20 protein-coding genes are annotated in these 25,295 nt (G+C 43.1%); 7 read left to right on the top strand and 13 right to left on the bottom strand.

Annotation, left to right across the window (positions count from 1 at the left end; translation table 11 throughout):
• From E0409_RS08445 to E0409_RS08490, 10 genes are all read right to left on the bottom strand, one after another.
• Positions 1-1,242 (bottom strand): molybdopterin molybdotransferase MoeA, encoded by a 1,242-nt coding sequence (locus tag E0409_RS08445; RefSeq protein WP_131289665.1) that lies wholly within the window; start codon positions 1,240-1,242, stop codon positions 1-3.
• The gene (gene moaCB / locus E0409_RS08450; RefSeq protein ID WP_131289666.1) at positions 1,239-2,162 is read right to left on the bottom strand and encodes a bifunctional molybdenum cofactor biosynthesis protein MoaC/MoaB; all 924 of its coding nucleotides are present in this window, start codon (positions 2,160-2,162) and stop codon (positions 1,239-1,241) included. Before moaCB ends, E0409_RS08445 begins: the two co-directional genes overlap by 4 nt.
• A 39-nt stretch (positions 2,163-2,201) precedes the next feature.
• Positions 2,202-2,771, bottom strand: coding sequence for a molybdenum cofactor biosynthesis protein MoaE (locus E0409_RS08455; RefSeq protein WP_131289668.1), 570 nt, complete (start codon positions 2,769-2,771; stop codon positions 2,202-2,204).
• Between the two features lies 1 nt (position 2,772).
• Entirely contained in the window at positions 2,773-3,024 is a 252-nt protein-coding gene (locus E0409_RS08460) for a MoaD/ThiS family protein (protein ID WP_131289670.1), read from the bottom strand.
• Position 3,025: 1 nt separating this feature from the next.
• On the bottom strand, positions 3,026-4,078 hold the full coding sequence (gene moaA / locus E0409_RS08465) for a GTP 3',8-cyclase MoaA (RefSeq protein ID WP_131289672.1): 1,053 nt from the start codon (positions 4,076-4,078) through the stop codon (positions 3,026-3,028).
• A 133-nt stretch (positions 4,079-4,211) separates the two neighbouring features.
• A complete protein-coding gene (mobA, locus tag E0409_RS08470; RefSeq protein ID WP_131289674.1) occupies positions 4,212-4,838 on the bottom strand; it encodes a molybdenum cofactor guanylyltransferase in 627 nt (208 codons plus the stop codon).
• Positions 4,835-7,615 (bottom strand): nitrate reductase, encoded by a 2,781-nt coding sequence (locus E0409_RS08475; protein WP_131289676.1) that lies wholly within the window; start codon positions 7,613-7,615, stop codon positions 4,835-4,837. Before E0409_RS08475 ends, mobA begins: the two co-directional genes overlap by 4 nt.
• Positions 7,616-7,890: 275 nt before the next feature.
• Complete coding sequence (gene nirD, locus E0409_RS08480; protein ID WP_131289703.1) at positions 7,891-9,510, bottom strand: nitrite reductase small subunit NirD; 1,620 nt, start codon at positions 9,508-9,510, stop codon at positions 7,891-7,893.
• A 20-nt stretch (positions 9,511-9,530) separates the two neighbouring features.
• Entirely contained in the window at positions 9,531-12,077 is a 2,547-nt protein-coding gene (nirB, locus tag E0409_RS08485; RefSeq protein WP_131289677.1) for a nitrite reductase large subunit NirB, read from the bottom strand.
• Between the two features lie 24 nt (positions 12,078-12,101).
• Positions 12,102-13,448 carry an MFS transporter gene (locus E0409_RS08490; protein WP_131289679.1) on the bottom strand — a complete coding sequence of 449 codons (1,347 nt, stop codon included), beginning with the start codon at positions 13,446-13,448 and terminating at the stop codon, positions 12,102-12,104.
• 449 nt (positions 13,449-13,897) lie between these two features.
• Here E0409_RS08490 and E0409_RS08495 point away from each other — a divergent pair, with 449 nt between their 5' ends.
• The 3 genes from E0409_RS08495 (at position 13,898) to E0409_RS08505 (ending at position 17,742) form a co-directional block, all read left to right on the top strand.
• A complete protein-coding gene (locus E0409_RS08495) occupies positions 13,898-14,485 on the top strand; it encodes an ANTAR domain-containing response regulator (protein WP_131289681.1) in 588 nt (195 codons plus the stop codon).
• A 3-nt stretch (positions 14,486-14,488) separates the two neighbouring features.
• Positions 14,489-15,487 carry an ABC transporter substrate-binding protein gene (locus E0409_RS08500; protein ID WP_131289683.1) on the top strand — a complete coding sequence of 333 codons (999 nt, stop codon included), beginning with the start codon at positions 14,489-14,491 and terminating at the stop codon, positions 15,485-15,487.
• A gap of 179 nt (positions 15,488-15,666) precedes the next feature.
• Positions 15,667-17,742, top strand: a complete 2,076-nt coding sequence (locus E0409_RS08505; RefSeq protein ID WP_131289685.1) for a TonB-dependent receptor plug domain-containing protein — start codon at positions 15,667-15,669, stop codon at positions 17,740-17,742.
• 109 nt (positions 17,743-17,851) lie between these two features.
• Here E0409_RS08505 and E0409_RS08510 read toward each other — a convergent pair whose 3' ends face one another.
• On the bottom strand, positions 17,852-18,136 hold the full coding sequence (locus E0409_RS08510; RefSeq protein ID WP_131289687.1) for a hypothetical protein: 285 nt from the start codon (positions 18,134-18,136) through the stop codon (positions 17,852-17,854).
• 454 nt (positions 18,137-18,590) lie between these two features.
• On the opposite strand from E0409_RS08510, the gene mdh reads away from it, so the two are divergent.
• Together mdh and E0409_RS08520 are read left to right on the top strand one after the other, a co-directional pair.
• The gene (gene mdh, locus E0409_RS08515) at positions 18,591-19,763 is read left to right on the top strand and encodes an iron-dependent methanol dehydrogenase (protein WP_131289689.1); all 1,173 of its coding nucleotides are present in this window, start codon (positions 18,591-18,593) and stop codon (positions 19,761-19,763) included.
• Positions 19,764-19,947: 184 nt separating this feature from the next.
• Entirely contained in the window at positions 19,948-20,916 is a 969-nt protein-coding gene (locus E0409_RS08520) for an alpha/beta hydrolase (protein ID WP_131289691.1), read from the top strand.
• A gap of 23 nt (positions 20,917-20,939) precedes the next feature.
• On the opposite strand, the gene E0409_RS08525 is transcribed toward E0409_RS08520, so the two are convergent.
• The gene (locus E0409_RS08525; RefSeq protein WP_131289693.1) at positions 20,940-22,121 is read right to left on the bottom strand and encodes a sigma-54-dependent transcriptional regulator family protein; all 1,182 of its coding nucleotides are present in this window, start codon (positions 22,119-22,121) and stop codon (positions 20,940-20,942) included.
• 203 nt (positions 22,122-22,324) lie between these two features.
• Here E0409_RS08525 and exaC point away from each other — a divergent pair, with 203 nt between their 5' ends.
• On the top strand, positions 22,325-23,836 hold the full coding sequence (gene exaC / locus E0409_RS08530) for an acetaldehyde dehydrogenase ExaC (RefSeq protein WP_131289695.1): 1,512 nt from the start codon (positions 22,325-22,327) through the stop codon (positions 23,834-23,836).
• A 150-nt stretch (positions 23,837-23,986) separates the two neighbouring features.
• A complete protein-coding gene (locus E0409_RS08535; RefSeq protein ID WP_131289697.1) occupies positions 23,987-24,706 on the top strand; it encodes a glutamine amidotransferase in 720 nt (239 codons plus the stop codon).
• Positions 24,707-24,724: 18 nt separating this feature from the next.
• Here the strand turns inward: E0409_RS08535 and E0409_RS08540 are convergent.
• Positions 24,725-25,295 (bottom strand): IS982 family transposase (locus tag E0409_RS08540; RefSeq protein WP_131289699.1); only part of this gene is annotated, 571 nt, incomplete at its 5' end.

Consider the following 25,295-nt stretch of genomic DNA (forward strand, 5'->3'; position numbering starts at 1 on the left):
CTAATCAATAAATAAACCGTGCACAATATGTCCTTCAGATAAAGCAACTCCTGCAGGAATTCTGACCAGACAATTGGCCTGCATTAAATTGCTCAGCATATGAGACTGCTGTTTAGACAAACTTTTGACCTTTAATACTCCCTGATCGAAGCTGGCCGACATTCTTAAAAAACGTTCCCGACCATCCGGTTTCACATCATGGCTCAACACGGCGCTAAACCAGTTCGGTTGCTGTTTCTGCCCTTGCAAAGCCTTTAATACGGTGGAGGTATAAATTTGCATGCCCACATACACGGCTGCGGGATTGCCCGGAAGTCCAAGAAGATAACAACGCGTGCGGTCAGCTCGAGTTAATTTTGCAAAAAACATCGGTTTACCCGGTTTCTGTTTCACTTTCCAGAACACTTGCTCAAAGCCTATATTTAGAGCTACTGGTCGAATAAAGTCATAATCTCCAACCGACACTCCGCCGGTGGTTAAAACCAGATCATAAGTTGCCGATAGTGTTTGAATTAAACTTTTAACTGCATCTTCAGTATCCGCCACATGGAAAATTTCAACCTGCTGTTCTTGATTCTGAAACCAGGCTTGAATTAACGGCCCATTGGCATCAAAGATTTTACCTGTTGCAAAGTCCTCTACACTTTCCGCAACTTCATCTCCGCTAATCACTACTGCAACTTTGGGATATTGAAAAACTTCAACACTTTGAATGCCTGCCATACTTAAAGAAGCAATGGCTCCGACTGAAAGTAACTGGCCCTTATTGGCCAACAGTTGTCCAATTGAAATTTCTTCACCCACATTGCGAATGTCAGCATTGGCATTTAAGTGTTCAGTGATTGCAATTCTAGTTGAATCAACAACATGAACAATTTCCTGACGCGCGACGGTGGTGGTGCCAAACGGAATTTTGGCACCGGTAAAAATCCGTACGGCTTGTCCTGCTTTCAGTTGCCATTCAGTCGGTTCACCTGCCCGAATTTCACCGATCAGTTTAAATTCGCTATGTGGTGCAATTGCAGATTGGGCACAAATCGCATAGCCGTCTACCGCGCTTTGAGAAAATAAGGGCAGATTAATGGTGGAATAAATATCTTGCGCCAAATAGCGGTTTAAAGCCCGATTTAACCCCAGACTTTCCGTGACAAGTCCCTGAGTATGCTGCAAAATTAAATTTAAAGCGTGATCTACCGTAATCAAGCCTGGCTCTGCGCCACATCCAGACATTTTGCTATTCATTGGTAGCCACCTGGATGGGGGATATTTTTTTGCACATCAAATAAATGCACCAAGGCAGGCAGTACTGCAATCAAGGACTCTTTCGCTCCCTGACGGCTGCCCGGTAAAGTCATCACCAGACTGTTATCGATATAACCGGCCACGCCACGACTCAAGGCCGCATAAGGCGTGCGTTTTTGCCCAAAACTGCGTGAAGCTTCCATCAAGCCGGGAATTTCACGTTTTAATAAAGGCTGAATGGTTTCCACTGTTAAATCTTTAGGGCCAAGTCCTGTACCGCCAACAGTTAAAATCAGTGGATAATCATTTTTTTGCTGTTCAACCAATGCCAACAGTTGTTCAGGACTGTCTGGTATCACCTGATAAGCAATATCGCTAAAATTGGCTTCCTGTAAAATTTCCAGCACATTCTGCCCGGCAGTATCCGGTTTTTTACCTGCAGCCACAGTATCGGACAATACAATGATTGAAGCCGGCAACGCTTCTTTTAAGGCACGGGTAAAATGGGATTTGCCGCCTTTTTTCTTTTGTAACTTAACCTGATCCAGACATAAATCTTCCGGTTCACAATGCGGTTTCAGCATGTCATACAGCGTTAACCCGGCCAGACTGACTGCGGTTAATGCTTCCATCTCCACCCCTGTCGGCCCAATGGTTTCTACAGTGGCAATAATCTCGACATGGGCATCAAACAGTTCATATTCCACATCGGCACGGTAAATCGGTAGCGGATGACACAGCGGAATCAGCTCATCGGTACGTTTCGCCGCTAAAATCCCTGCAATTCGTGCCGTTTTCAGCGCATCGCCTTTTTCAGTATTGCCGTTACGTAATAACTCGATGCAATGTGGCGGTGCGTGCAGAATCCCTGTAGCCACTGCAGTGCGATAACTTTCTGCTTTCATCCCGACATTTTTCATTGCATGTTCCTATCATTCATTTTTCAAAATATTGTTCAATTAAAGCGGCCATTGGTAGATCGGCGCAGCATTGTCTTTGACATGATCTTTTGCATGGTCACAATGCTGATGATCATGCTGTTCAGATGAGTCTCCAGGATGAGGATGTGAATGTGCTTCATCTGCTTCATCTTTACGGATACAGCAGCCTTCTACATATTGGCTGCTACCATCCAGATAAAATTCTTCTTTCCACACCGGCACTTCATGCTTGACCCGTTCTACCGCTTCTTCACAGGCAGCAAAGGCTTCGCGTCGATGTGCCGCATAGGTAATGGCAATAATGGCTTTTTCACCAATATCCAATGCTCCTATCCGGTGAATCACCCGAACATAGGACACCCCATATTTATGCTGAATCTCCTGCTCAATCTGACGAATCATTTTTTCCGCCACCGGTGCATAAGATGTATATTTCAGCGCTTTAACCGCTTTACCTTCATGATGATTACGCACGGTGCCAATGAACACCCCAATACCGCCACATTCTGGAAAATGCTCAATCTGATCAAAACTGTCTAAGGTTAAGGCCGTATCCTGAATTCGTGAAAATGCTTTCAGCTGTTCCATTTCATCCCCCTGCTACCGGTGACAGCAGCACCAAAGTGGTGTCTGCATGGAATTGAGTTTGACGTGAGATAATGTCCTCGCCGATGGCACAGGCACAGCGTTCAATCATGCTAAAAGCTACCGGATACTCCTGCCCAATTTGAGCCAAAACTTGCCCAACCGTGCTGTATGGGCTGCAGATCATCTCCAAGTTTGCAGGTAACTGGCGTTCTACCGCACCGAAGGCTTCAATTTTAATTGTGATCTGTGACATCTTAACCTCCAAGCATGTGCATGCTGATTTTGCGGCTGTTTTTATTCATGCGCTGATTTTCCAACCGTTGTACTATGCCGTGATAACCTGATTCTTTGTTCCAGATATAGTGTGATAATGCAGCATGCAAGCTCAGTTCGCTCAAAGGTTCAGACGCGTTCAGGGCTTTAATTTCAGTTTTTAGATTCAAAGCTTGAGGTGCAAACAGACAGTTATAAAACTCACCTTGTGCGGTTAAACGTACCCGGTCACACGTTCCACAAAATGAATTGGTGATGGTGGATATGATTCCGATTGGATGACCATCAATAAAATACTGTCGTGCCGGCTCTGAAGTTGAGCGCGCAGGGTCACTTCTCAGTTGAGTTACAGCAAATTCAGTACGCAGGCTGTCTAAAATCTGTTGTTCACTGACCACATACTCGCTCGACCATTTACGATCCCCATCCAGTGGCATAAATTCAATAAAGCGTAAGATAATTTTTTCTTGAACCGACCAGCGTGCCAAAGGCAGAATTTGATCGTCATTCATGCTCTTCATCAATACACTATTGATCTTGATCGGCAAACCTGCAGCTCGTGCTGCCTGAATTCCTTCAAGGACAGGAGATAAATCTTTTTGGGTCAGCTGTTTAAATTGCTGGGTATCCAAACTATCCAGACTTATGTTTAAATCATCCAGTCCGGCCTGTTTTAATGCGGCTGCATATTGTTTTAAATAATGGGCATTGGTGGTAATGGAAATGCGTTTCAGCCCAAGTTTTTTTAACTCTTGTAACTGCGCGACAAAATGCACCACCCCTTGACGCATTAATGGTTCTCCGCCCGTGATCCGAATAGATTCAATACCACGACGCACCATAAAATCACAAAACTGATAGAGCTGTTCAAAACTGAGCAAATCGTGTTTTTTCATCCACTCAGGATGTTCCGGCATGCAATAGACACACTTAAAATTACAGCGATCGGTTACTGAAATCCGCAATTTGTGCTTGCTGCGACCAAATTGATCGACAAATCGTGTATTGGTTTCAAGCTCTGTCATCATATTCATGTTGAACATCCATCTTCAGGCATCTTGCTGTAATCGCACAAGAATTGTGCGCAAGATTTAAATCGCCCCATCTTGTTATAATTAGATTTGCAATAAGTGTTCCAACTTTGTGCTGAAGAAGAAATTTTCAGGTTTAGTGCAAAAATTTAAGTTGTTGATACTGCTGAAGCTCATCCAGCGAGTTAATACTGTGAAAAAACAGGGCATGATTTTCAAACCGTGCCACTTGAGCGTGCAAATCTGAAAAACACTGTCTTAAACTGCGCTGTTTTTGCTCAAGGTGCGTAATTAGGGTACGTAAGCTGCTACGCTTGACCAGACAGAAGGGATACAGGGCTGTACCATTGATTTCTACATACGCCACTTCGGCCAGAGCATTTTTATTCAAAGCCTGATGCAGCTTAAGAACGACTCTTGCAGGAATAAAGGTGACGTCACAGGGGATGAACAGCACATAGTCGGCCTGTACATGGGTCCAGGCACTTTTCATTCCCATCAGCGGACCTAAAAATCCGCTTTCATCATCCTGATAACAATGAATGCTGGGAATGATTTTTTGATAAATTGAATAATCACGATGGCTGTTGATCCATATCTGTTGAACACTGGATTTCAGCTGTTGATGTATTTTGATGAGTTGAATTTGATCATCAAATTGCTGTAATAGTTTATTGATGCCATTCATCCGTTTTGCCTGCCCACCGGCTAAAATCACCAGATCGGTGCGCGGATATACCGAAAGTTTCAATTTCTTTCTCATTCCACCGCCTCCATTTGACAAGCCTTGATCAAGCCACGAATTTCAGGCAGACATGAACCGCAGTTACCGCCTGCTTTTAAACATGCAGTGACCTGTTTTTCATCGGTGATATTTTGGGTTTTAATGGTTTCGATAATGCGGTTTTTACCCACTTTAAAACAGCTACAAACCAACGGACCTTCATTGTTGGCCATCGACATGGCTTGTCCAGCCAGTAAAGCTTTACGGTGCATGGCACTTAGACGTTCACGTTTAAACAGGCTTGCGACCCAGTCCCGATCTGGAAGTAAAGCTTTAGGGGCAATATACAAACTGGCAATCAAATGACCATCTTTCAATATCACGCTGTGACTGATATGAGCGGTCTGATCTTCAATGTTCAACCATTCAAAACTTTCATCCTGAAACGGTAACAGCTCTTTCAAATGTTCAGTGGTCTGGGTAAATTTTTTACGGTCTGCCAGTTCATAGCGCACAGCTTTAACCGTGGTAATTTTCGTCCACCACACCGTATTTTCAATGGAGGATTGCACGATTTTTTCAAAGCCCTGACGCACGTAAAATACGCCCTGCCACTGACTATAAAATGGATGGATGATTACGGGGGTATGTTTAAATTCAGGCTCACCGGAAATTGGATCGACCACCGGATTGACCACTTTGCCAATACGCGCATCGGACGCGACCTGGTCATTCCAGTGGATCGGTGCAAATACCTGTCCACGACGAATATCATCACTGACCGTCGCCCGTAATACGCAGTTACCCCATTTTGATTTGACTTCTACCAATTCACCATCTTTGATCCCGTATTTCAAAGCATCATGCGGATGGATTTCACAAAACGGCTCTGCACGATGGGTACTTAAATTGGCAGATAAACCGGTACGGCTCATGGTGTGCCATTGGTCACGAATCCGCCCGGTATTTAAAACCAACGGAAATTCGCTACACACTTGATTAACCGGATCTACCGCGTTAATGGCAATAAATTTAGCTTTGCCATCGACATGGCTAAATTGCCCTTTGCCATACATGCGTGCCACAGCACCGTCTTGTTGCTGTGCAGACCAAACTGGCCACTGCACCGGTTGCAGTTCATCATATTCGGTTTTATTTAAATCGCTTAAAGCCTTTAAATTGAAATAACGGAAATTTGGCGTATCAGCGCGCAGATCTGGCTCTGAATTCTGCTCAGCCGAGAGTCGTGCATGTTCCAGAAAAATGTCATGACTATTGTTAAACTCAAAACCATCAAAGCCCATTTTTTTAGCGACCTGACTGATCGCCCACCAGTCAGCTTTAGCCTGTTCTGGCTCTTCTAAAAATGCGCGCTGTCTGGAAATACGGCGTTCAGAATTGGTGACGGTCCCATCTTTTTCACCCCAGCCTAAAGCCGGTAACAGCACATCGGCATATTGTGTGGTGTCTGTGTCTTGGCAAATGTCGGACACCACCACAAATTCACACTTGTCTAAAGCACGTTTTACCTGATCGGCATCGGGTAAGCTCACCACAGGATTGGTCGCCATAATCCAGATGGCTTTAATTTTGCCACTTTCTACCGCATGGAATAGATCAACGGCCTTAAAGCCAGCCTGCTTGGCAATATAAGGGCTTTGCCAGAAGTTTTGCACCAGTTGTTGATGGTTTTCATTTTCCAGCTCCAGATGGGCCGCCAGCATGTTGGCTAAACCACCGACCTCACGTCCGCCCATCGCATTCGGCTGTCCAGTCATGGAAAATGGCGCTGCACCCAGCTTGCCAATTTTTCCCGTGAATAAATGGCAGTTGGTGATGCTGTTGGCTTTGTTCACTCCTTGCGAAGACTGATTCACCCCCATGGAAAACAGGGTCATCACTTTTTCAGTTTGGGCAAATTGCTCATAAAAAACTTGCAGTTTTTCCAGTGAAATCCCTGTACGCACTGCGACATCTGGCATAGATGCCTCAGTTTGGCTGTGGACCAAAGCCTGTTCTAAGCCTTGAGTATGTGCAACAATAAAATCCTGGTCTGCATGACCATTTTGCGCCAGATACTGTAATAAGCCGTTAAATAAAGCGACATCCTGCCCCGGTAAAATCGGCAAATGTAAATCTGCCGCTTCACAGGTACTGGTAAAGCGTGGGTCAATCACCACTACAAACAGATCACGTTGCTCTTTGGCTTTCATGATGCGTTGATATAAAACCGGGTGACACCAGGCTGTATTCGAACCGACCAGCACCACCATGTCGGTATGTTCAAAATCTTCATAGCTCGCTGGAACAATATCTTCACCAAAAGCCCGCTTGTGTGCTGCAACCGCTGATGACATGCAGAGTCGTGAATTGGTATCAATATTGGCTGTGCCCAAATAGCCCTTCACGAACTTGTTCACCACATAATAATCTTCGGTCAGCAATTGCCCGGACACATAAAAGCCCATGCTGTCACGACCATATTGATCAATACATTGCTGAAACTTTTCGGCAATTAAATCTGTTGCGGTATTCCAATCGGTCTTTTCACGCTGGTTCTTACGACCAAGCATAGGATGGAGAACACGTGTTTCCAAGCCAATGGTATCGGCGAGATTACCGCCTTTAATGCACAGTTTCCCGAAGTTGGCTGGATGATTGACATCACCTTTAACTGAAACTTTTTGACCTAAAGCTGTGTACTGTACAGTCGCAGTTACGCCACACCCCACTCCGCAATACGGACAGGTGGTATTAGTAATTTTGGTATTTATTTCTGTGGAGCTATGCAGTTCCATAACGGGAATACTATTCATGGATGCTCCTTTTTATCGAATAAATTCACTTGAATAATTTCTTCTATTTTCCAAGCTATCTAAATTTTTAGAGTTCACGTAAGTATGTATTCTCTCGAGGTGGCATGGATGCCACCGTTTCCCATCATTACAGGGAGGTAATGTATGGGAAACAAAGATTTTTGTTACTTTTGATCTTTCAAAAGTAAGATCATGCCTACGCAATTACTCTTTACTTATTAGTGCAAAGTGTGGCTGTGCAAATATTTAAAATTGAACAAATACCACTTATGTAATTAGCCTACTTTCTTTAATGCAAAATCTTTACCAAAGAGCAATTTATTACGAATATTACTGATTGGCGTTTGATCAGAAATCAGTTCTGCATACCAAGCACCATCTTCAGTATCACCGAACAACACTGCACCAATGACTTTATCTTTTTGAATAATAATGCGTTTATAGATCTGACGGTTTTCATCATTCAAGATAATGTCTTCAAAATCATCCTGCGGTTCGAAGTTTCCGGCTGAAAATACATCACAGCCACTCACCTTGAGTTGCGTCGGAACCGTTGGTGCTTTAAAAGTTAAGCTGCCGTGTTCAGCCAGATGTGAGGCACAAATAAAAGCTTGGCCCCAAAGTGGTTCAACCAGACCAAAGGTTTGATTACGGTGTTCAATACATTCACCCACCGCATAAATACTCGGGTCAAAGGTTTGCATAGTGTCATTCACCATCACACCACGGTTACAACGTAAGCCAGCACTTTGCGCCAATGCCATATTAGGACGAATCCCCACGGCGAAAACCACCAGATCAGCATCCAGCACCATGCCATCTTTCAGCTTGATTTGAGTGACATGACCATCTTCGCCAATCAGTTGTTCGGTATTGGCTTGAGTCATGATGTTGATGCCCTTGGCTTCAATACTTTGTCTTAACAAGCTGCTTGCACGACTATCCAATTGACGTTCCATGATGCGATCCATCAAATGCAAGACCATCACATTCATACCGCGTTGTTTCAGGCCATAAGCTGCTTCAAGCCCAAGCAGACCGCCACCAATCACCACGGCATTCTGTTTAGATTTGCAGTAATCCAGCATGGTATTGACATCATAGATATCGCGGAAACTGATCACGCCCTTTAAGTCCGAACCTGGAATAGGCGGGACAAAGGGTTTGGAACCTGTTGCCAGAATTAGACGATCATAATCCACCACCAAGCCTTTTTCGGTATAGACCTGCTTACGTGGACGGTCAATTTTCACCGCAGCATCACCGGCAATAAAGCGAATGTTTTTATCGCTATACCAGGCATGTGGATGCAGCATGATGTCATCAATGGTTTTATCGCCAGATAACACCGGTGAAAGCATGATGCGGTTATAGTTGCCCCACGGCTCTTCGCCAATGACCGTCACTTCATAACGTTCAGGTGCCATATCCAGTAAGTCTTCCAGACAGCGCATACCCGCCAGACCATTACCTACCAACACCAGTTTCATCTTTTCTTGGGAAGTGCCGTTATTGGTGATATAGGTTTTTTGCGGTGTAGGACTGATCCAGACCTTGCCATTTTCAATCTTGCTTGGGAAAACCAGTAACTTTTGATCTTTATCTTCCAGACAACGTCCGGTGGCCAGACTGAAATGCTGCTTGTAGATGGGAGATGCCACTACACGCTCACCCTGCAAATCGCCAATGATGCCGCGCGACATGACAAAAGCCTGACTAAACGGATCTTGATTGCTCAAGGCATAGACGCGTTTTTCATTACCGACACGGAAAATGGCAATTTGCTGATTTTCAATTAATGCACCTACACCGGTATTCGGGGTAATGTCATCCAGTGCACAAATTTCCAGCCATTCCAGCTCATTGGTTTTATTCATTTCTTTTAAAATTGTCATCATCTTTCTCCTTTATTCTTTTAAGCTTCAACAACAGGAATACGCATCACATCACGTTCAGCCTCGGTTTTTGGACGGATTTGCCCGCGCACCTCGGCGAATTGAATGTGTGGATCATTTTGTTGTTCAACTTTTGCATTGATAAAGGTTACGAAGCGTTTACGGACTTCCGGATCTTCCACCGCGGTACGCCATTCATCTTGATAGGTGCCGACCACATGGTTCATACGGCGTTCCAGTTCAGCAGCCAGACCCAGTGAGTCATTTACCACCACATCTTTTAAATAATCTAGACCGCCTTCCAGGTTGTCACGCCATACCGAAGTACGTTGCAAACGGTCTGCAGTTTGGATATAGAACATAAAGAAGCGGTCGATATAACGGATTAGAGTTTGCGTATCCAGATCCGATGCCAGCAATTCCGCGTGGCGTGGTTTCATGCCGCCATTACCGCAGACATACAGGTTCCAGCCTTTTTCTGTAGCAATCACCCCAACATCTTTACTTTGTGCTTCGGCACATTCACGGGTACAGCCCGACACCGCCATTTTCAGTTTGTGTGGTGAACGCAGACCTTTGTAACGGTTTTCCAGGAAGATGGCCAAACCGACTGAGTCATCCACCCCATAACGGCACCAGGTACTGCCGACGCAAGATTTCACGGTACGCAATGATTTACCGTAAGCATGTCCTGACTCAAAACCGGCATTGATCAGTTTCTCCCAGATTTCAGGCAGCTGATGCACTTGTGCACCAAACATGTCGACCCGTTGTCCACCGGTGAGTTTAGTATATAAACCGTATTCTTTGGCAATTTGACCGATTGCAATCAGGCCCTCTGGAGTGACTTCACCTCCAGCCATTCGCGGTACAACCGAGTAAGAGCCATCTTTTTGAACATTACCCAGATAATAGTCATTACTGTCTTGTAATCCTGCATGACTTGGTTTGAGCACAAAGTCATTCCAGCAAGATGCGAGAATATTTGCCGCAGTCGGTTTACAGATATCACAACCTAGACCGTGACCATGTTGTCCGATCAAATCATCAAAGGTTTTGATTTCATTGACCCGCACCAGGTGATACAGCTCCTGGCGTGAATAGGCAAAGTGTTCGCAAAGGTGATTGTTTACAGTCACCCCTTGACGTTGCAATTCAGATTTCAATACTTGAGTGACTAAAGGTGCACATCCGCCACAAGCCGTTGCCGCTTTAGTACATTTTTTCAAGGCACCCAGCGAGGTTGAACCATCAGCGATAGCACTGCAAATATCGGCTTTAGAGACGTTATTACATGAACAGATGGTTGCGCTGTCTGGCAGTAAATCGACACCGCTGCCGCCTGTTTTCGCTGAGGATTGTATATAACCCGGCATGATCAGGCTTTCCGGATTTTCTGGAATTTCCAATCCATTCAGCATCATTTGCAGCAGGTCGTTATATTCTTTGGCACAGCCCACCAGAACAGCACCGAGTAGCTTGGTTTTTTCCGCATTCACCACGATTTTTTTATAAATCATGGCATCTTCATCTGCATAGAAATAACTTAAGGCATTTGGCGTCATGGCATGCGCATCACCCACCGATGCCACATCTACCCCCATCAGTTTGAGCTTGGTGCTCATGTCTGCGCCGGTAAATGAATTGCAAGCCTGATCCATGACATGTTTGGCTGCAATACGTGCCATGTCATAGCCCGGAGCCACCAGACCATAAATTTTGTTTTGCCACAGTGCACATTCACCAATCGCGTAAATGTCAGCATCAGAAGTCTGGCAATAATCATTGATGACAATACCGCCACGCTCACCCAGCGCCAAGCCGCTTTGACGCGCCAATTCATCACGTGGGCGAATCCCCGCAGAGAATAAAACGATATCGGTTTCAAGTTCAGAACCATCGCCAAACTTCATCACATGCGTGGTATTTTCACCGGCTTCGATGCATTGTGTAGCTTTTTGGGTATGAACTTTCACACCCAGATTTTCGATTTTTGCACGTAAAACCTTACCGCCTAAATCATCAATTTGTACCGCCATTAAACGGGGTGCAAATTCGACCACATGGGTTTCAAGATCCAGATCACGCAAGGCTTTCGCAGCTTCCAAACCGAGTAAACCACCACCAATCACCACGCCGGTTTTGGCATTTAAACTCGTGGCACGAATGGCATCTAGGTCTTCAATAGTACGGTAAACAAAGCAGTTTTCACGCTCATTCCCTGGAATAGGAGGAACAAAAGCATATGAACCAGTTGCCAGCACCAGTTTGTCATATGCAATGACTTCGCCATGATTGGTGGTAACGGTTTTATTCAGAGTATCTATTGCAATAGCTTTGGTGCTTAAACGCAGATCAATACCATAGGCATCGGCAAAATCCGCACGACATAAAGTTAAGTCTTTGGCTGATTTACCAGTGAAATATTCGGTTAAATGCACACGGTCATAAGCTAAACGTGGTTCTTCTGCCAGAATCGTGATTTCAACCTCGTCACCTGCATGTTCAAGAACCGATTCAATGAACTTGTGCCCTACCATACCGTGACCAATCATGACTAATTTCATATCAATTCTCCTTAATCCCTTTGCTTAACCTTGCGCCATGTTGTTGCGTTCAAGCACTGCATCTTCAAACAGTTTTTGTTCTTTCTGTTTATGCTCAACCGAGAAGCGAATCATCAGTACAAAGCTTGCTGCAATCACCACCAGTCCACCTAGAGCCATCAGGCAGGTTTGAATATCCAGCATGCCTTTCAGTAAGAAACCTGCTGCCACTGCACCGACGTTACCGCCTGCGCCAATGATGCCAGCAACACCACCCAAAGCATCACGGTCAATGAAAGGCACCAAGGCATAGGTGGCACCACAGGCCATGTGGGTAAACAGTGCAAAAACTGTCATGACCAGAATTGCGAGAACTGCGGTATTCATTTGAGAGAACAAGATCAGGAACAGGCCTTCCATCAAGATCATGCCGAACAGCACTTTGGTACGACCATCCAGGCCTTTTTTAATTGCGACTTTGTCCGAGACAATGCCACCTAAAGCACGGGCAAACAGCGCCAGTAAACCGAAGATCCCTGCTGCCAGTCCTGCTTCTTTGAGGCCAAAGCTAAAGTGTTCAACGTAGTACATCGCCACAATGTTATGAATGAAGATTTCAATACCGAAACACGCAGCATAAGCACCAAATAAAATCCAGACCCGGTAGTTACGTGCAGCGTGCATCAGAATCGCCATGCCGCCTTTTTTATCGCTACCAACTTGAATGCCTTGTGCACGAAGTTCTTTAAAGTTGCCTTGTGGACAGTCCTGGGTGAATTTCCAGTACATTGCACCGACAATCAGCATCATCAAACCTGGAACAATGAGCGCAATTCTCCAGCCCATCGCCTGTTCAACACCAAACATCACCAAGGCAGCAAGCATTAACGGCATCAAGGCTTGAGTTGCACCACCACCCGCATTCCCCCAACCTGCTGATGCAGCATTGGCAGTCCCGACCACATTCGGAGCGAACATAATACTGGTGTGATATTGCGTGATCACGAAGCTGGCACCAATGGCACCAATCAATAAGCGGAAGAAAAGGAAAGATTCATAGCTGTTGGCAGAGGCCACACCAAAGACAGGAATACTGCCGATAATCAGTAATGCGGTATAGGTTTTGCGTGGGCCATACTTATCACATAAAGGCCCGACAATCAGACGAACTAAAATAGTAATTGCGACTGCGGCAATATTAATATTGGCAATTTGATCTTTAGTAAGATGAAATTCACCTGCAATCACAGGCATCAATGGTGCACAGGCAAACCAGGCAAAGAAGCAGACAAAAAAAGCGAGCCAACTCATATGGAAGGCTCTCATCGCTGCGCTGTTAAAATTAAAAAGACTTATTTTTGTGGCTTTTTTTTCATATAAATTTGAAGACATGGCCTTCTCCTTCCTGAACTGAACGTATAGGGTTATCTGCTATGCGGATCGCTGCACACCAGATTCGATCAGAACGGACGTCGTTGGCCGTCTTACAAATTTTTTAAAGTCGTCTTTGACTCAATATGAATTAAGCAATGTCCATGCCAATATGATAAAAACATCATTAACTCAATATTTTTTATAAATTTTTATGATGGATTGATCATTTTTGATCTTCATCATTGCAGCATGTTCATCTGATTAACAACGTAGAGCTAAGGAAACGGATTGCGGTTGTGCTTCCTTGTAGCGCATTTTTGCATTAATACGGTGCACAACCCGATAATGGTTAATTTTTATGTCTGATTTTATTGAATTAATGCAGTTTTAACTGTTTTGGCATTTTAATTGCTTTGCATTTGCTATGACTTTTCTTTCAGGCTTTGCCTGATGATATTTTAGCCGATATGCCAAAACTGAAAATCGCACTGATTGATGAAGATCAAGAACGTGCCAACTATATTAAAGCCTCCCTGATCGAACACAATTTCGAGGTGGTCGCATGCCTGACCATTGACCATTTAAGCATGTTCCGTCTGGAACAACTGCATGCTGACGTGATATTGCTGGATATGGATCACCCGCATCGTGACATTATTGAAAGCTGTGTCAGCCAGTTCGATTTGCCAACGGTTCTGTTCACTAAAAACAGCCATAAAGATACCATCAAAAGTGCCATCGATGCCGGGGTAACGGCTTATATCGTCGACGGTATTGACCCCTCTAAACTGGAAAGTATTTTAGAAATTTCAATTGAACAGTTTAAAAAACACAAGAAATTACTCGGCGATCTGGAAGATACCAAAAATAAACTGGCAGATCGTAAAGATGTGGAAAAAGCCAAAGTACTCATGATGCGATTGCATTCCTTAACTGAAGATCAGGCGTTTCAATTACTGCGCAAAAATGCCATGAGCCATCGTATGACCATTGGAGAAATGGCACGGCGTTTATTAGATGCTCAACAATTATTACAAAACCAATTCAAGGATTAAGCCATGACAGATTTAGAAAAAACCCAAATCCAGATCGGCTATATTCCTTTGCTGGATTGTGTGGCCATTCTTTGGGCCAAGCAGCATGGTTTTTTTGATGAAGTCGGCTTAGACATCACCTTGGTCAAAGAAGCATCCTGGGCAAGTTTGAGAGACCGGTTGGCGTTTGGCTTTTTAGATGCTGCACATTGTCTGTCTGCCATGCTTCCTGCTGCCGCTCTGGGTGAAGACCAGCTGGGAATCCCCCTGCAAACGGCTTTGGTGTTAAGTCATAACCGTGCCTTTATTAGTCTAAGTCAAAAATTATGCTTTGAGCTGAATATTTCTGCACAAGACAACCCGCAACAATCCGCAGAAAAATTAGTCACTGCCATACAACAACAAAAACCGATTCATTTGGCACATGTCTTTAAGCAGTCGATTCATCATTATTGTTTAAGAGAATGGCTCGCCCTAGCCGACCGTGATGTTGCACAAAGCATCAAGCTCACGACCCTTCCTCCTCCTTATATGGTAGAAGCATTAAGCAATCATGTCATTGATGGTTTTTGTGTCGGTGAACCATGGAATACACAGAGTGAACTGTTGGGCATCAGCCAGATTGTAGCATCCAGTCAGGATATTATTCCTCAAGTGGCGGATAAGGTTTTAGCGGTCACTGCTGACTGGGCAGAACAGCATGCCAACACCCATCTGGCCCTAACTCAAGCCATTCAAAAAGCGCAACAAGAACTAAAAGATCTAGAGGATTATACTGAAGTTTGGCAAATGCTCATTGACTTCAATATTGTGCAGTTTCAATGTTCTGAAAGCATTCATGTGCAGAAGTTCCATTCTATTCAAAATATTATTCGGCATTTTGTAGATGATTCATCTCAGCCCAAGGTTGAAGATTTTCAATGGCTGCTTCGGCAAATGCTGAAATGGGATAATCAAATCAGCCTGAATGATGCCGTGATTGAGAAAATCAGCCAGAACTGTATTTTATCCTTGAACCATTAACATGAACCATCGCTCCAGCCATACAAACTCCCATAAGGTGCCGGAGCTAAATCATTCATTTTGATTATTTTTACTTGCGATCAGATTTTTATCTTTTAGTTCTATTTCTGTGATTTTCCACAAATTTTCTCCACATTTTTACGCTATCTTACGCAAAATTACATTTGGAACATCAAATAATGAAACGCATACAACCGCGTTGGCAATTAAGCGCATTAAGTTGTGCCTTGCTCACTTTCATGTCCCCAACTTGGGCTGCTGATTCCATTACAAATACAATAACAGACAGCGCGCCAGAACAAACAGCACCAGTACAAACACTGGCCACTTTAAAATTTAAAGCAACACCAGCGACAGTAAAAGATCCGGATATCAGTGCGGTTGCCAAAACCATCGTCACGCGTGAGGAAATGCTGCAATTTGGCGATCAGTCTGTGAATGATGCTCTGCGTCGTGCTGCAGGCTTTCAGATGCCAACTCCTGGACAAGGTCCACGCGGTGGTGGCGGTGCATCAGGTATGCGTTTTCGTGGTGGCGGTGCCCCGGTATTTTTGATTAATGGTGAAGCTGTACAAGGCGGTCCACGTGGTGGAATGTCTGTCGTCGACAGCATTACCCCGGACATGATTGAGCGGATTGAAATTACCAAGCAACCGAGTGTGGCTCAGGCATCGGTAGCCTCTTCTGCGGTGATTAATATCATTTTAAAACAACCGTTAGATCATGCCCGCATAAGCGGAACAGTCCGTGCTGGATATGGTTTGGCAAAATCGGATCAAAAAGAAGAACAACGTAAAAATATCAGTGTTCAGGCTGACGGTCGTGATAACGCATGGTTATACAGTCTGTCTGCCAACCAGATGTGGAATGACACCACCTCTATTACACAGACACAAAACAGTACCGAAACACGAGAACAAAAACGAGTAACTGAACGCAAGTCGCAAATGGTTTCACCCCGTGTTGAATATGAATTAGATGATCAACAAAAACTGGTTGCGGAATTGTTCTATCGCAATAATGAAAGTAACGGTGTTCGTGGCGACCAGTTTCAGCATGATAAAAATGACAGTATCCGTTTAAATACCCGTTATGAGCGTAAAGACAAAGGTAATTCAGATAAAATTCGCCTTTCTGTTGAACAGCAGAATGAAACTGAATCAACACGCTCTCCTTCATTCAGCAGCTATACTGATGAAACTGTAAATGAATATGGTATTGCGTATGACGGTGTGCGTAAATTCAATCAAAATCGTCAGCTTAAATTTGGTGCAGATGCTCGTACCAATCAACTCGACAGCAATGTCAGCCAAAGTTTAGATGAACAACTCTATGCATTATATGCTGAAGGGAGCTGGAAATTTACCGACCGTCAGACAGTCACTTTAGGTGCCCGCCAAGAATGGATCGAGCGCTCTGGTTTAGTCGATTATAGCGACAGTCACTTAAGCCCAGTCTTGGCACATCGTTTTGACTTGGATGATCATTGGTCTTTACAAACTAATATCAGTCAGGCTTTCCGTAGCCCTAAAGCAGACCGTTTATTGCCCACGGTTTCCATTTCTACCGATAGTGATGCTGGTCGCCTAAACAATCCGGATCGTGGCGGTAATCCCAATTTACGTCCTGAAAAAATCACTGCGTTTGAATCGACTTTAGGCTACAACACGCCATCAGGTGGTATCAATATCACCGCGTTTCAACGTGAAATTGATGACTACATTGAAAAAGTCATTCGTCAGGAAGGTACCCGTTTTGTAGAACGTCCAGAAAACCAAAACAATGCCACCACTTATGGGGTTGAAATTGCGGGTCGTTATGCATTAAAACAAACTGAAAATGGTCATTCATTTATGTTGAATGGACAACTGTCTACGGTACGTGCAAAAGTTGAAGACGCAAACCATCAAGAACGCATGGTGAGTGATGTTGCACCTTATACAGCAAGTGCAGGTCTGTCTTATAACTATCAGCCTTGGCGCATTTCAACCAGTGTCAACCTGAACTACGTGCCTGAATTTACTCGTGCTTTGGACAACCAGCCCTATGACCGTACCAGCAATGAACGTGTCAACATGGATATCAGCTTCACCAAACGCTTTAATGATGGCTGGGCAACCTCACTGAATGCACGCAATATTTTCAGCACAGACTATAAAGAGCGCTTAAGCAATCAGTCAGATGGCAGCCTGTATGAATCACGGGTCAATCAAGCGATTCCAAGTGTATTAATCAGTCTGGAAAAGAAATTCTAAACATAAAAAACCGGTGCCCTGACACCGGTTTTTCTTATCCATACATTTATTTTTCAAATATTCTGCAACAACTTATATTTTTATTGGATCACAAATCTGGATAACAACGTTAATTTTTGCTTTGTAGCTCTTTAAGTAAACTTGCAATTCTTAAGGTGTGTGGTCGGTTTCCCTTTTGTTCCATGACTTTATTTTCAATCCGCCACAAATATTCAAAAATCTCTGATTCATCTGCATTCTCGCAAATCATCATAAACAATTTAGGCAAATAATCTTCATATTCATCAGACATGGATCGGATGCTACGAATCCCTAAAGGATCCCATTCTTTGAGTAAAATTTTATGAATTGCATGTAATAATAATGTTGCTTCATTCGCATGTTCGACTTTCATTAAACTTCCCCCATCCTTAGGAATTTAATATAAAAATCATATAAGTTGACTATAATTTACTCGCATCAATATGATCAAGTATTTTTTAAAAATATTGATCATTTATTAAATAAAAAATAATTTATTTACCAAATAGAAAACTATACTTTTATAAAAAACAATGCCTTCATCGCTATCTATTCATTCAAAAATTCTCACCTTAAACCTGATTCACATCTTTTTAGCAGTAAAAGTTCTTCTGGTTGATCCAATTTATTTGCATTAAAAATGATTTTAAGTGCTTATCTAACACCCACCTTTAATACCTACATCAAACCATTTAAAAAACCATAAAAATTCAATAACGTGAAATGGTAGGTGTTTGGTAGGTAGGATTTCTTCCCTGTTCCTTTGATACTCAATTTACGGTGAGGGTCACCGATAACAACATACCAATGGTAGAAGGAATCGCACCATGGCTTTTAAAAATATTGCAGATCAAACGAACGGTTTTTATATTCCCTGTGTTTCTCTTTTTGGTCCTGGCTGTGCCAAAGAAATTGGCGCAAAGGCACAAGATTTAGGTGCTAAAAAAGCACTGATTGTGACTGATGCCGGTCTTTTTAAATTTGGTGTCGCAGATACCATTTCAGCTTATTTAAAAGAGGCTGGTGTCGACAGCCATATCTTCCCGGGTGCAGAACCTAATCCAACCGATATTAACGTCCATAACGGCGTACAAGCCTATAACGACAATGGCTGTGATTTCATCGTATCTTTAGGCGGCGGTTCATCGCATGATTGCGCCAAAGGGATTGGCTTGGTGACAGCGGGCGGTGGTCATATTCGTGATTACGAAGGCATTGATAAAAGCTCAGTACCAATGACGCCACTGATCGCCATCAATACCACAGCAGGTACGGCTTCTGAAATGACGCGCTTCTGTATTATTACCAATACCGACACGCATGTAAAAATGGCGATTGTGGACTGGCGCTGTACTCCACTGATTGCGATTGATGATCCTAAACTGATGATTGCCAAACCCGCAGGTTTAACCGCAGCAACCGGGATGGATGCCTTAACCCATGCAGTTGAAGCGTATGTCTCTACCGCAGCCAATCCTATTACCGATGCCTGTGCAGAAAAAGCCATTAGCATGATTAGCGAATGGCTCAGCCCTGCGGTTGCCAATGGTGAAAATCTGGAAGCACGTGATGCGATGAGCTATGCACAGTACCTTGCAGGTATGGCTTTTAACAACGCTTCTTTAGGTTATGTCCATGCGATGGCGCACCAACTCGGCGGTTTCTACAACTTGCCACACGGCGTATGTAATGCCATTTTGCTGCCGCATGTATGCGAATTTAACCTGATTGCCTGCCCGGATCGTTATGCAAAAATTGCCCAATTGATGGGAATCAATACTGACGGTTTGACTGTGAATGAAGCTGCAAATGAAGCTATTCAGGCAATTCGTCAGCTTTCAGCTGCGATCGGTATTCCATCAGGCTTAAATGAACTGGGTGTGAAAGAAGCAGACTTAGCCATCATGTCTGAAAATGCACAAAAAGATGCCTGCATGCTGACCAACCCACGTAAAGCCACACATGCTCAAGTGGTTGATATATTCAAAGCGGCTATGTAAAACCTCAATGTAAGTCTTCTCCCCGACTCTTTGACTTACATTTTTGGCAAGCTAAGTTTCCATTTCATTAAAGAACTGGAAACTTAGCTTGCCTTTTTTTTATTATTGAACTTAAAGCAATTTGACAAATGACTGCTCATCATGAAGGATAAAAGAAAATTGATCATTCCAAATGAGCACAACAATGACACAACAGATAATTGAACCGCTTTATCAACTGGATGTCTTGGGTACAGGCTATGAACAAGCCACCTTAAATTTCCCAGATGATTATGAAGGTCAAGTTATAGCAACATTGGTGCGCAAAAAAGCAGAGCAACCAACCAGCAAAGCTGTTTTATATGTTCATGGTTTTATCGATTATTTTTTTCAAACTGAAATGGCGGAACGGTTTAACCAGCATGGCTTTGACTTTTATGCACTCGACTTACGTAAATATGGTCGCTCGCATCTGCCGCATCAAAAATATTATAACGTGCGTGAAATTGCTGAATACGATGCTGAAATCACCCAGGCTTTAGACATTATTGGCGTAGAAGGTCACGATGCTATTTTACTGAGCGGACATTCAACAGGTGGATTAACCACAACTTTATATGCGGCACATCATCCTGATCATCCTTTAATTAAAGCGCTGTGGGTCAATAGTCCCTTTTACGACTTCAACATGAACCCGATCAAGAAAAAACTGGGCCTGCCCAATTTAAGTCGTGTGGGTAAACTTTGTCCGGATTTAGAATTCCCCAGTGAACTGAATAAATGGTATGTGACCAGTTTGCACAAAAACTTAAAAGGAGAATGGTACTTTAACCTTGAATGGAAAAAAACAACTTATCCTTGGGTTCGTTTGAGTTTTGTACGGGCAATTTTTAAAGCGCAAAAGGAAATTCATCAAGGTGTGACCTTGAAAGTCCCTGCCTTAGTGATGCATTCAGATCAAAGTAAAAATCCCAAAAAATGGCATAAATATGTGCAAACCAGTGATGTGATTTTAAATGTAAAACATATTGATAAATATGCCAGGAAAATTAACGGGGATGTCACCATCAGTGAAATAAAAAATGGCGTACATGATCTGATTTTGTCTGAAAAACCTGTGCGCGAGCATGTTTATCATCAGCTCTTTGCATGGCTCAAGCAAAAAGGCTTATAGCAGTGATTACTACAATATCAGCGTTAATTATCCTGAAATTTGAGTAAGGTTTGATGCACGGGATGCGTCTTGGGCATCAGTTCAATCAAACGCTCCACGGCATCAATCGCTTCAGGAAAACGCGCCACATGTTTAAGCAAAACATCCGTTTCATTGGCTTTAAAAATGGCATCACTTAAACGTGACTCCAAACAATCACGCCAGGCACACAAAAAAGGACTTTCAGTTTTTGCCAGAAACACGCCGCTACAAAGTTTTAAGGCAGAATCGATATATCCGGCATCTAAGGATTGCTCTGTCAGTAAAAAATCAGCTTCAACATGCGCTAATAATTTATAGGGTCTGGATCCCAACATGCCGCCTAAAATATCGCGTAATTGTGACATTTCCGCTTTTAACGTGCCGATACTGACTTTTCGTTCACCATACAACGCCTGATGCAAACTATCTAAACTTAAGCCTTGCGGACACAGCGCTAAAATGGTCAAAATTTCGATTTGACGTGGCGTAAGCACCAAGACTTTGCCATTGAACATGACTTGCGGCACAGAAAAAGCCCGAATAAACAAGCGCTGTTTTTGATATTCCAGTAATGCGGATTGAATAATCGAGGCACAGCGCTCCGCTGCAAGTAAGCCCAAACTGTTATGCTTTTGCCAAGTTGTAGATAGGTCAATTACGCCTAAAACCTGTTTTGAATAGGGATCAATAATCGGGGCTGCATAACAGACCCAATCATGAATAGAAGACATGTAATGTTCATTGGAAAATACACAACTCGATTGTTGGGTTTTTAAAGACAGAGCCAGCGCATTGGTACCGACCAGTTCCTCGCGCCACTGCCCGCCTTCGATAAAATGTACACTTTCTGCTGCCTTTTGCATTTGCGGACTCGACGCTGTCCAAATGATGGTACTGCCAATATCGCCTACCGCCAGTACCATCGAAGATTGCTGGGCAATATGCTTTAAATCTTGTGCACAATGTTGCAAGGCATGTTCTAGAGCGGAAGGATAAGTTTCTTTTTGTAAATGAACCAATGGCGCAGCTGCACGATCTGTGGGAATTTCAGCAGATGTCGAGCGTTGCCACGAACTTACAATGCTTTGTCCTAACTGTTCTGCATGCAAGGGAGAAAGACTGCTACTTTGCCTAAACTGCTCAATTTTCTGTCTTTTTTGCATCAAATGTTGCTTATTCATCATTCCTTATTCTCACAACAATTCATGATTTACATCCGCTGTAATAGCTATTCTTGTAAGCCTGATTGAAAAGATTGTAAACCTTCTTGTATCCAACCTTTTTCCAACCTTATTCCATGTATGCTAATCAAATAATGTGCAAAAGTACCTTATACCAAAGCTGTAGATACGGTTTAAAACACTAAAATAAGCAAAGGAAAATTTATATGCGTTATGCCGATCCTAATCAACCTGGTTCAAAAGTTCAGTTTAAAGCCCAATATGAAAATTTTATTGGCGGTCAATGGGTAGCCCCTGTGAAGGGTGAATACTTTGACAATATTTCTCCTGTCGACGGTAAAGCATTTACCAAAGTTCCACGCTCAAGTGTTGAAGATATTGAGCTGGCACTGGATGCAGCGCATAAAGCCAAAGCACAATGGAACAAATCCTCTCCCACGACCCGCTCGAATATTCTGTTAAAAATTGCAGACCGTTTAGAAGCCAATTTAGAGCTTTTGGCTGTCGCTGAGACTTGGGATAATGGTAAACCGGTACGTGAAACCTTGGCTGCCGATATTCCTTTGGCAATTGACCATTTCCGCTACTTTGCTGGTTGTATCCGTGCGCAGGAAGGTGGTATTTCAGAAATTGATGAAGATACCATTGCCTACCATTTCCATGAGCCTTTAGGTGTGGTCGGGCAAATTATTCCCTGGAACTTCCCGATTCTGATGGCAACATGGAAATTGGCACCTGCATTAGCTGCGGGTAACTGTATTGTGCTTAAACCGGCAGAACAAACGCCGGTCAGTATTTTGGTGTTGGTTGAACTGATTCAAGACCTGCTGCCTGAAGGCGTATTAAACATTGTCAATGGTTATGGTATTGAAGTGGGTCGTCCACTCGCAACCAATCCACGTATCGCCAAAATCGCATTTACCGGTTCAACAGCGGTCGGTCAGCAAATTATGCAATATGCGACCGAGAACATTATTCCGGTAACACTGGAATTGGGCGGTAAATCACCGAATCTTTTCTTTGAAGATGTCATGGCTCAGCAAGATGACTATTTAGAAAAAGCGCTAGAAGGCTTTACCATGTTTGCCTTGAATCAAGGGGAAATTTGTACTTGCCCTTCACGTGCATTGGTTCAGGAAAGCATTGCTGACCAATTTCTGGAACTTGCGATCGAACGGGTAAAACGAATTAAGACCGGTCATCCCTTAGATACCGACACCATGATTGGCGCTCAGGCATCACAAGAGCAACAAGATAAAATTTTAGGCTGTATCGCAACAGGTCGTGCAGAAGGTGCTGAAATATTGACAGGTGGCGGTGAACGTCATGAAGTGGGGCAAGGTTTCTATATCGAGCCGACCATTTTCAAAGGTACCAATGACATGAGAACTTTCCAGGAGGAAATTTTTGGACCTGTACTTGCGGTTGCCACCTTTAAAGACTTTGATGATGCGATCAAAATCGCCAACGACACCATTTACGGTTTAGGTGCCGGTGTCTGGTCACGTTCCGCACATACCTCTTACCGTGCCGGTCGTGCCATTCAGGCCGGTCGTGTATGGACCAACTGTTATCACATCTACCCTGCGCATGCGGCTTTTGGTGGATATAAAAAATCCGGTATTGGACGTGAAAACCATAAGATGATGCTGGATCATTACCAACAAACCAAAAACTTGTTAGTGAGCTATGCAACTAAACCGATGGGCTTCTTCTAAAAACGTATATGTATAAAGCACAAAAAAAGCGAACTTTGGTTCGCTTTTTTATTTATTGCAGATCATTAACCAAATCATTTCGCCTGAAACCTTCATTTTTTTTCAGATTCGGGCTAAATTTCTCTTATTCCAGATATCTTGAAAAATAGTATGACTACAGCATCTCCAGATTTTCCAGACACCATTTACGCCATTCAACATCTCGCTTTTGAAGACTTAGGTGTCATGGAGGATGTATTTTATCAACTCGGCTTTCGGGTCCGTTATTTTGAAGCCGGCGTAGATGACTTAACAAAAGCATTTCAACACCAAGGTTTAACCATTATTTTAGGCGGTCCGATTGGTGTCTATGAAACGGATGATTACCCTTTCTTACAACAAGAAATTGACTTACTAAAAGTTCGTTTAGAAGAAAATTTACCTACCCTGGGTATTTGTTTAGGCGCTCAACTGATTGCGCATGCTTTAGGTGCAAAAGTCTATGCTGGACACCAGAAGGAAATAGGCTGGAGCAAACTCAGTATTTCCGATACTGAAAACAACCTGCTTTCAGCATTGATAGATACACCTGTACTACACTGGCATGGTGATACTTTTGATTTGCCTGAACAGGCTGAATTATTGGCGAGTTCTGAAATTTACCCGAATCAGGCTTTTTCGGTGGGAAAAAATATTCTGGCTTTGCAATTTCATCTTGAAGTTGCAGCAGAGAGCATGGAAAAATGGCTCATTGGTCATAGCTGTGAACTGCGTAAAGCTGAAATTAATATTCCTGCTTTACGTGCTGACAATGAAAAATATGCAATGTCATTAGAAACGGGTGCTACAGAAATTTTACGAAACTATATGAAGCAAGTGATGAAAAAATAAACTTTAATTTAACCCTAGTTACGGATAAGCTAAATTTCTAACGACATGAATTTTTGGCTTATTCTTCTGACAGAGTTGATAGGCACATAGAGAAGAAAATATGCCTGCTAGGAAACCGGAAATAGCCCGATGTTTACTGCTTACTAAATGGTATTTTTCTTTCAATAAGCCAATTAAAGTTTCAATTCTTTTCCGCTGTCTCAAGTGGTATTCATCAGAAAAAGGCAATAGACTTACTCGCATATTCTTTCTAGGATAAGTAATTAAATCGATATCTTGCTCTAATAATTTGGTTTTTATTGATTTTCCAATATAACCTCTATCTCCATAAACAGTTGCCAATAAGCCATCAACTAATTCTTCGATTTTTCTAATGTCTGCAATGTGTCCAGGGGATAAAACTGTATTCACAATTTGTCCTTCACTATTCATGAGAAGGTGTAATTTGCAACCATAAAACCAGTCTATAGAACTTTTGCCACGAGAAGCAATATCGTCCAAAGCATGGTGACTTCTAGGAATTCTTTTGTTTTTACAAACAGGTAAAGGTGTTGAATCAATCCATAGATATTGACATGCTTGTCCTTTG

It is taken from the genome of Acinetobacter sp. ANC 4862 (assembly GCF_004336635.1).
Taxonomy (GTDB): domain Bacteria; phylum Pseudomonadota; class Gammaproteobacteria; order Pseudomonadales; family Moraxellaceae; genus Acinetobacter.

Excerpts from the sequence above, each read along its gene's own strand:
- E0409_RS08445 (WP_131289665.1), bottom strand. The coding sequence starts at position 1,242 with ATGAATAGCAAAATGTCTGGATGTGGCGCAGAGCCAGGCTTGATTACG.
- moaCB (WP_131289666.1), bottom strand. The coding sequence starts at position 2,162 with ATGAAAAATGTCGGGATGAAAGCAGAAAGTTATCGCACTGCAGTGGCT.
- E0409_RS08455 (WP_131289668.1), bottom strand. The coding sequence starts at position 2,771 with ATGGAACAGCTGAAAGCATTTTCACGAATTCAGGATACGGCCTTAACC.
- E0409_RS08460 (WP_131289670.1), bottom strand. The coding sequence starts at position 3,024 with ATGTCACAGATCACAATTAAAATTGAAGCCTTCGGTGCGGTAGAACGC.
- moaA (WP_131289672.1), bottom strand. The coding sequence starts at position 4,078 with ATGAATATGATGACAGAGCTTGAAACCAATACACGATTTGTCGATCAA.
- mobA (WP_131289674.1), bottom strand. The coding sequence starts at position 4,838 with ATGAGAAAGAAATTGAAACTTTCGGTATATCCGCGCACCGATCTGGTG.
- E0409_RS08475 (WP_131289676.1), bottom strand. The coding sequence starts at position 7,615 with ATGAATAGTATTCCCGTTATGGAACTGCATAGCTCCACAGAAATAAAT.
- nirD (WP_131289703.1), bottom strand. The coding sequence starts at position 9,510 with ATGACAATTTTAAAAGAAATGAATAAAACCAATGAGCTGGAATGGCTG.
- nirB (WP_131289677.1), bottom strand. The coding sequence starts at position 12,077 with ATGAAATTAGTCATGATTGGTCACGGTATGGTAGGGCACAAGTTCATT.
- E0409_RS08490 (WP_131289679.1), bottom strand. The coding sequence starts at position 13,448 with ATGTCTTCAAATTTATATGAAAAAAAAGCCACAAAAATAAGTCTTTTT.
- E0409_RS08495 (WP_131289681.1), top strand. The coding sequence starts at position 13,898 with ATGCCAAAACTGAAAATCGCACTGATTGATGAAGATCAAGAACGTGCC.
- E0409_RS08500 (WP_131289683.1), top strand. The coding sequence starts at position 14,489 with ATGACAGATTTAGAAAAAACCCAAATCCAGATCGGCTATATTCCTTTG.
- E0409_RS08505 (WP_131289685.1), top strand. The coding sequence starts at position 15,667 with ATGAAACGCATACAACCGCGTTGGCAATTAAGCGCATTAAGTTGTGCC.
- E0409_RS08510 (WP_131289687.1), bottom strand. The coding sequence starts at position 18,136 with ATGAAAGTCGAACATGCGAATGAAGCAACATTATTATTACATGCAATT.
- mdh (WP_131289689.1), top strand. The coding sequence starts at position 18,591 with ATGGCTTTTAAAAATATTGCAGATCAAACGAACGGTTTTTATATTCCC.
- E0409_RS08520 (WP_131289691.1), top strand. The coding sequence starts at position 19,948 with ATGACACAACAGATAATTGAACCGCTTTATCAACTGGATGTCTTGGGT.
- E0409_RS08525 (WP_131289693.1), bottom strand. The coding sequence starts at position 22,121 with ATGATGAATAAGCAACATTTGATGCAAAAAAGACAGAAAATTGAGCAG.
- exaC (WP_131289695.1), top strand. The coding sequence starts at position 22,325 with ATGCGTTATGCCGATCCTAATCAACCTGGTTCAAAAGTTCAGTTTAAA.
- E0409_RS08535 (WP_131289697.1), top strand. The coding sequence starts at position 23,987 with ATGACTACAGCATCTCCAGATTTTCCAGACACCATTTACGCCATTCAA.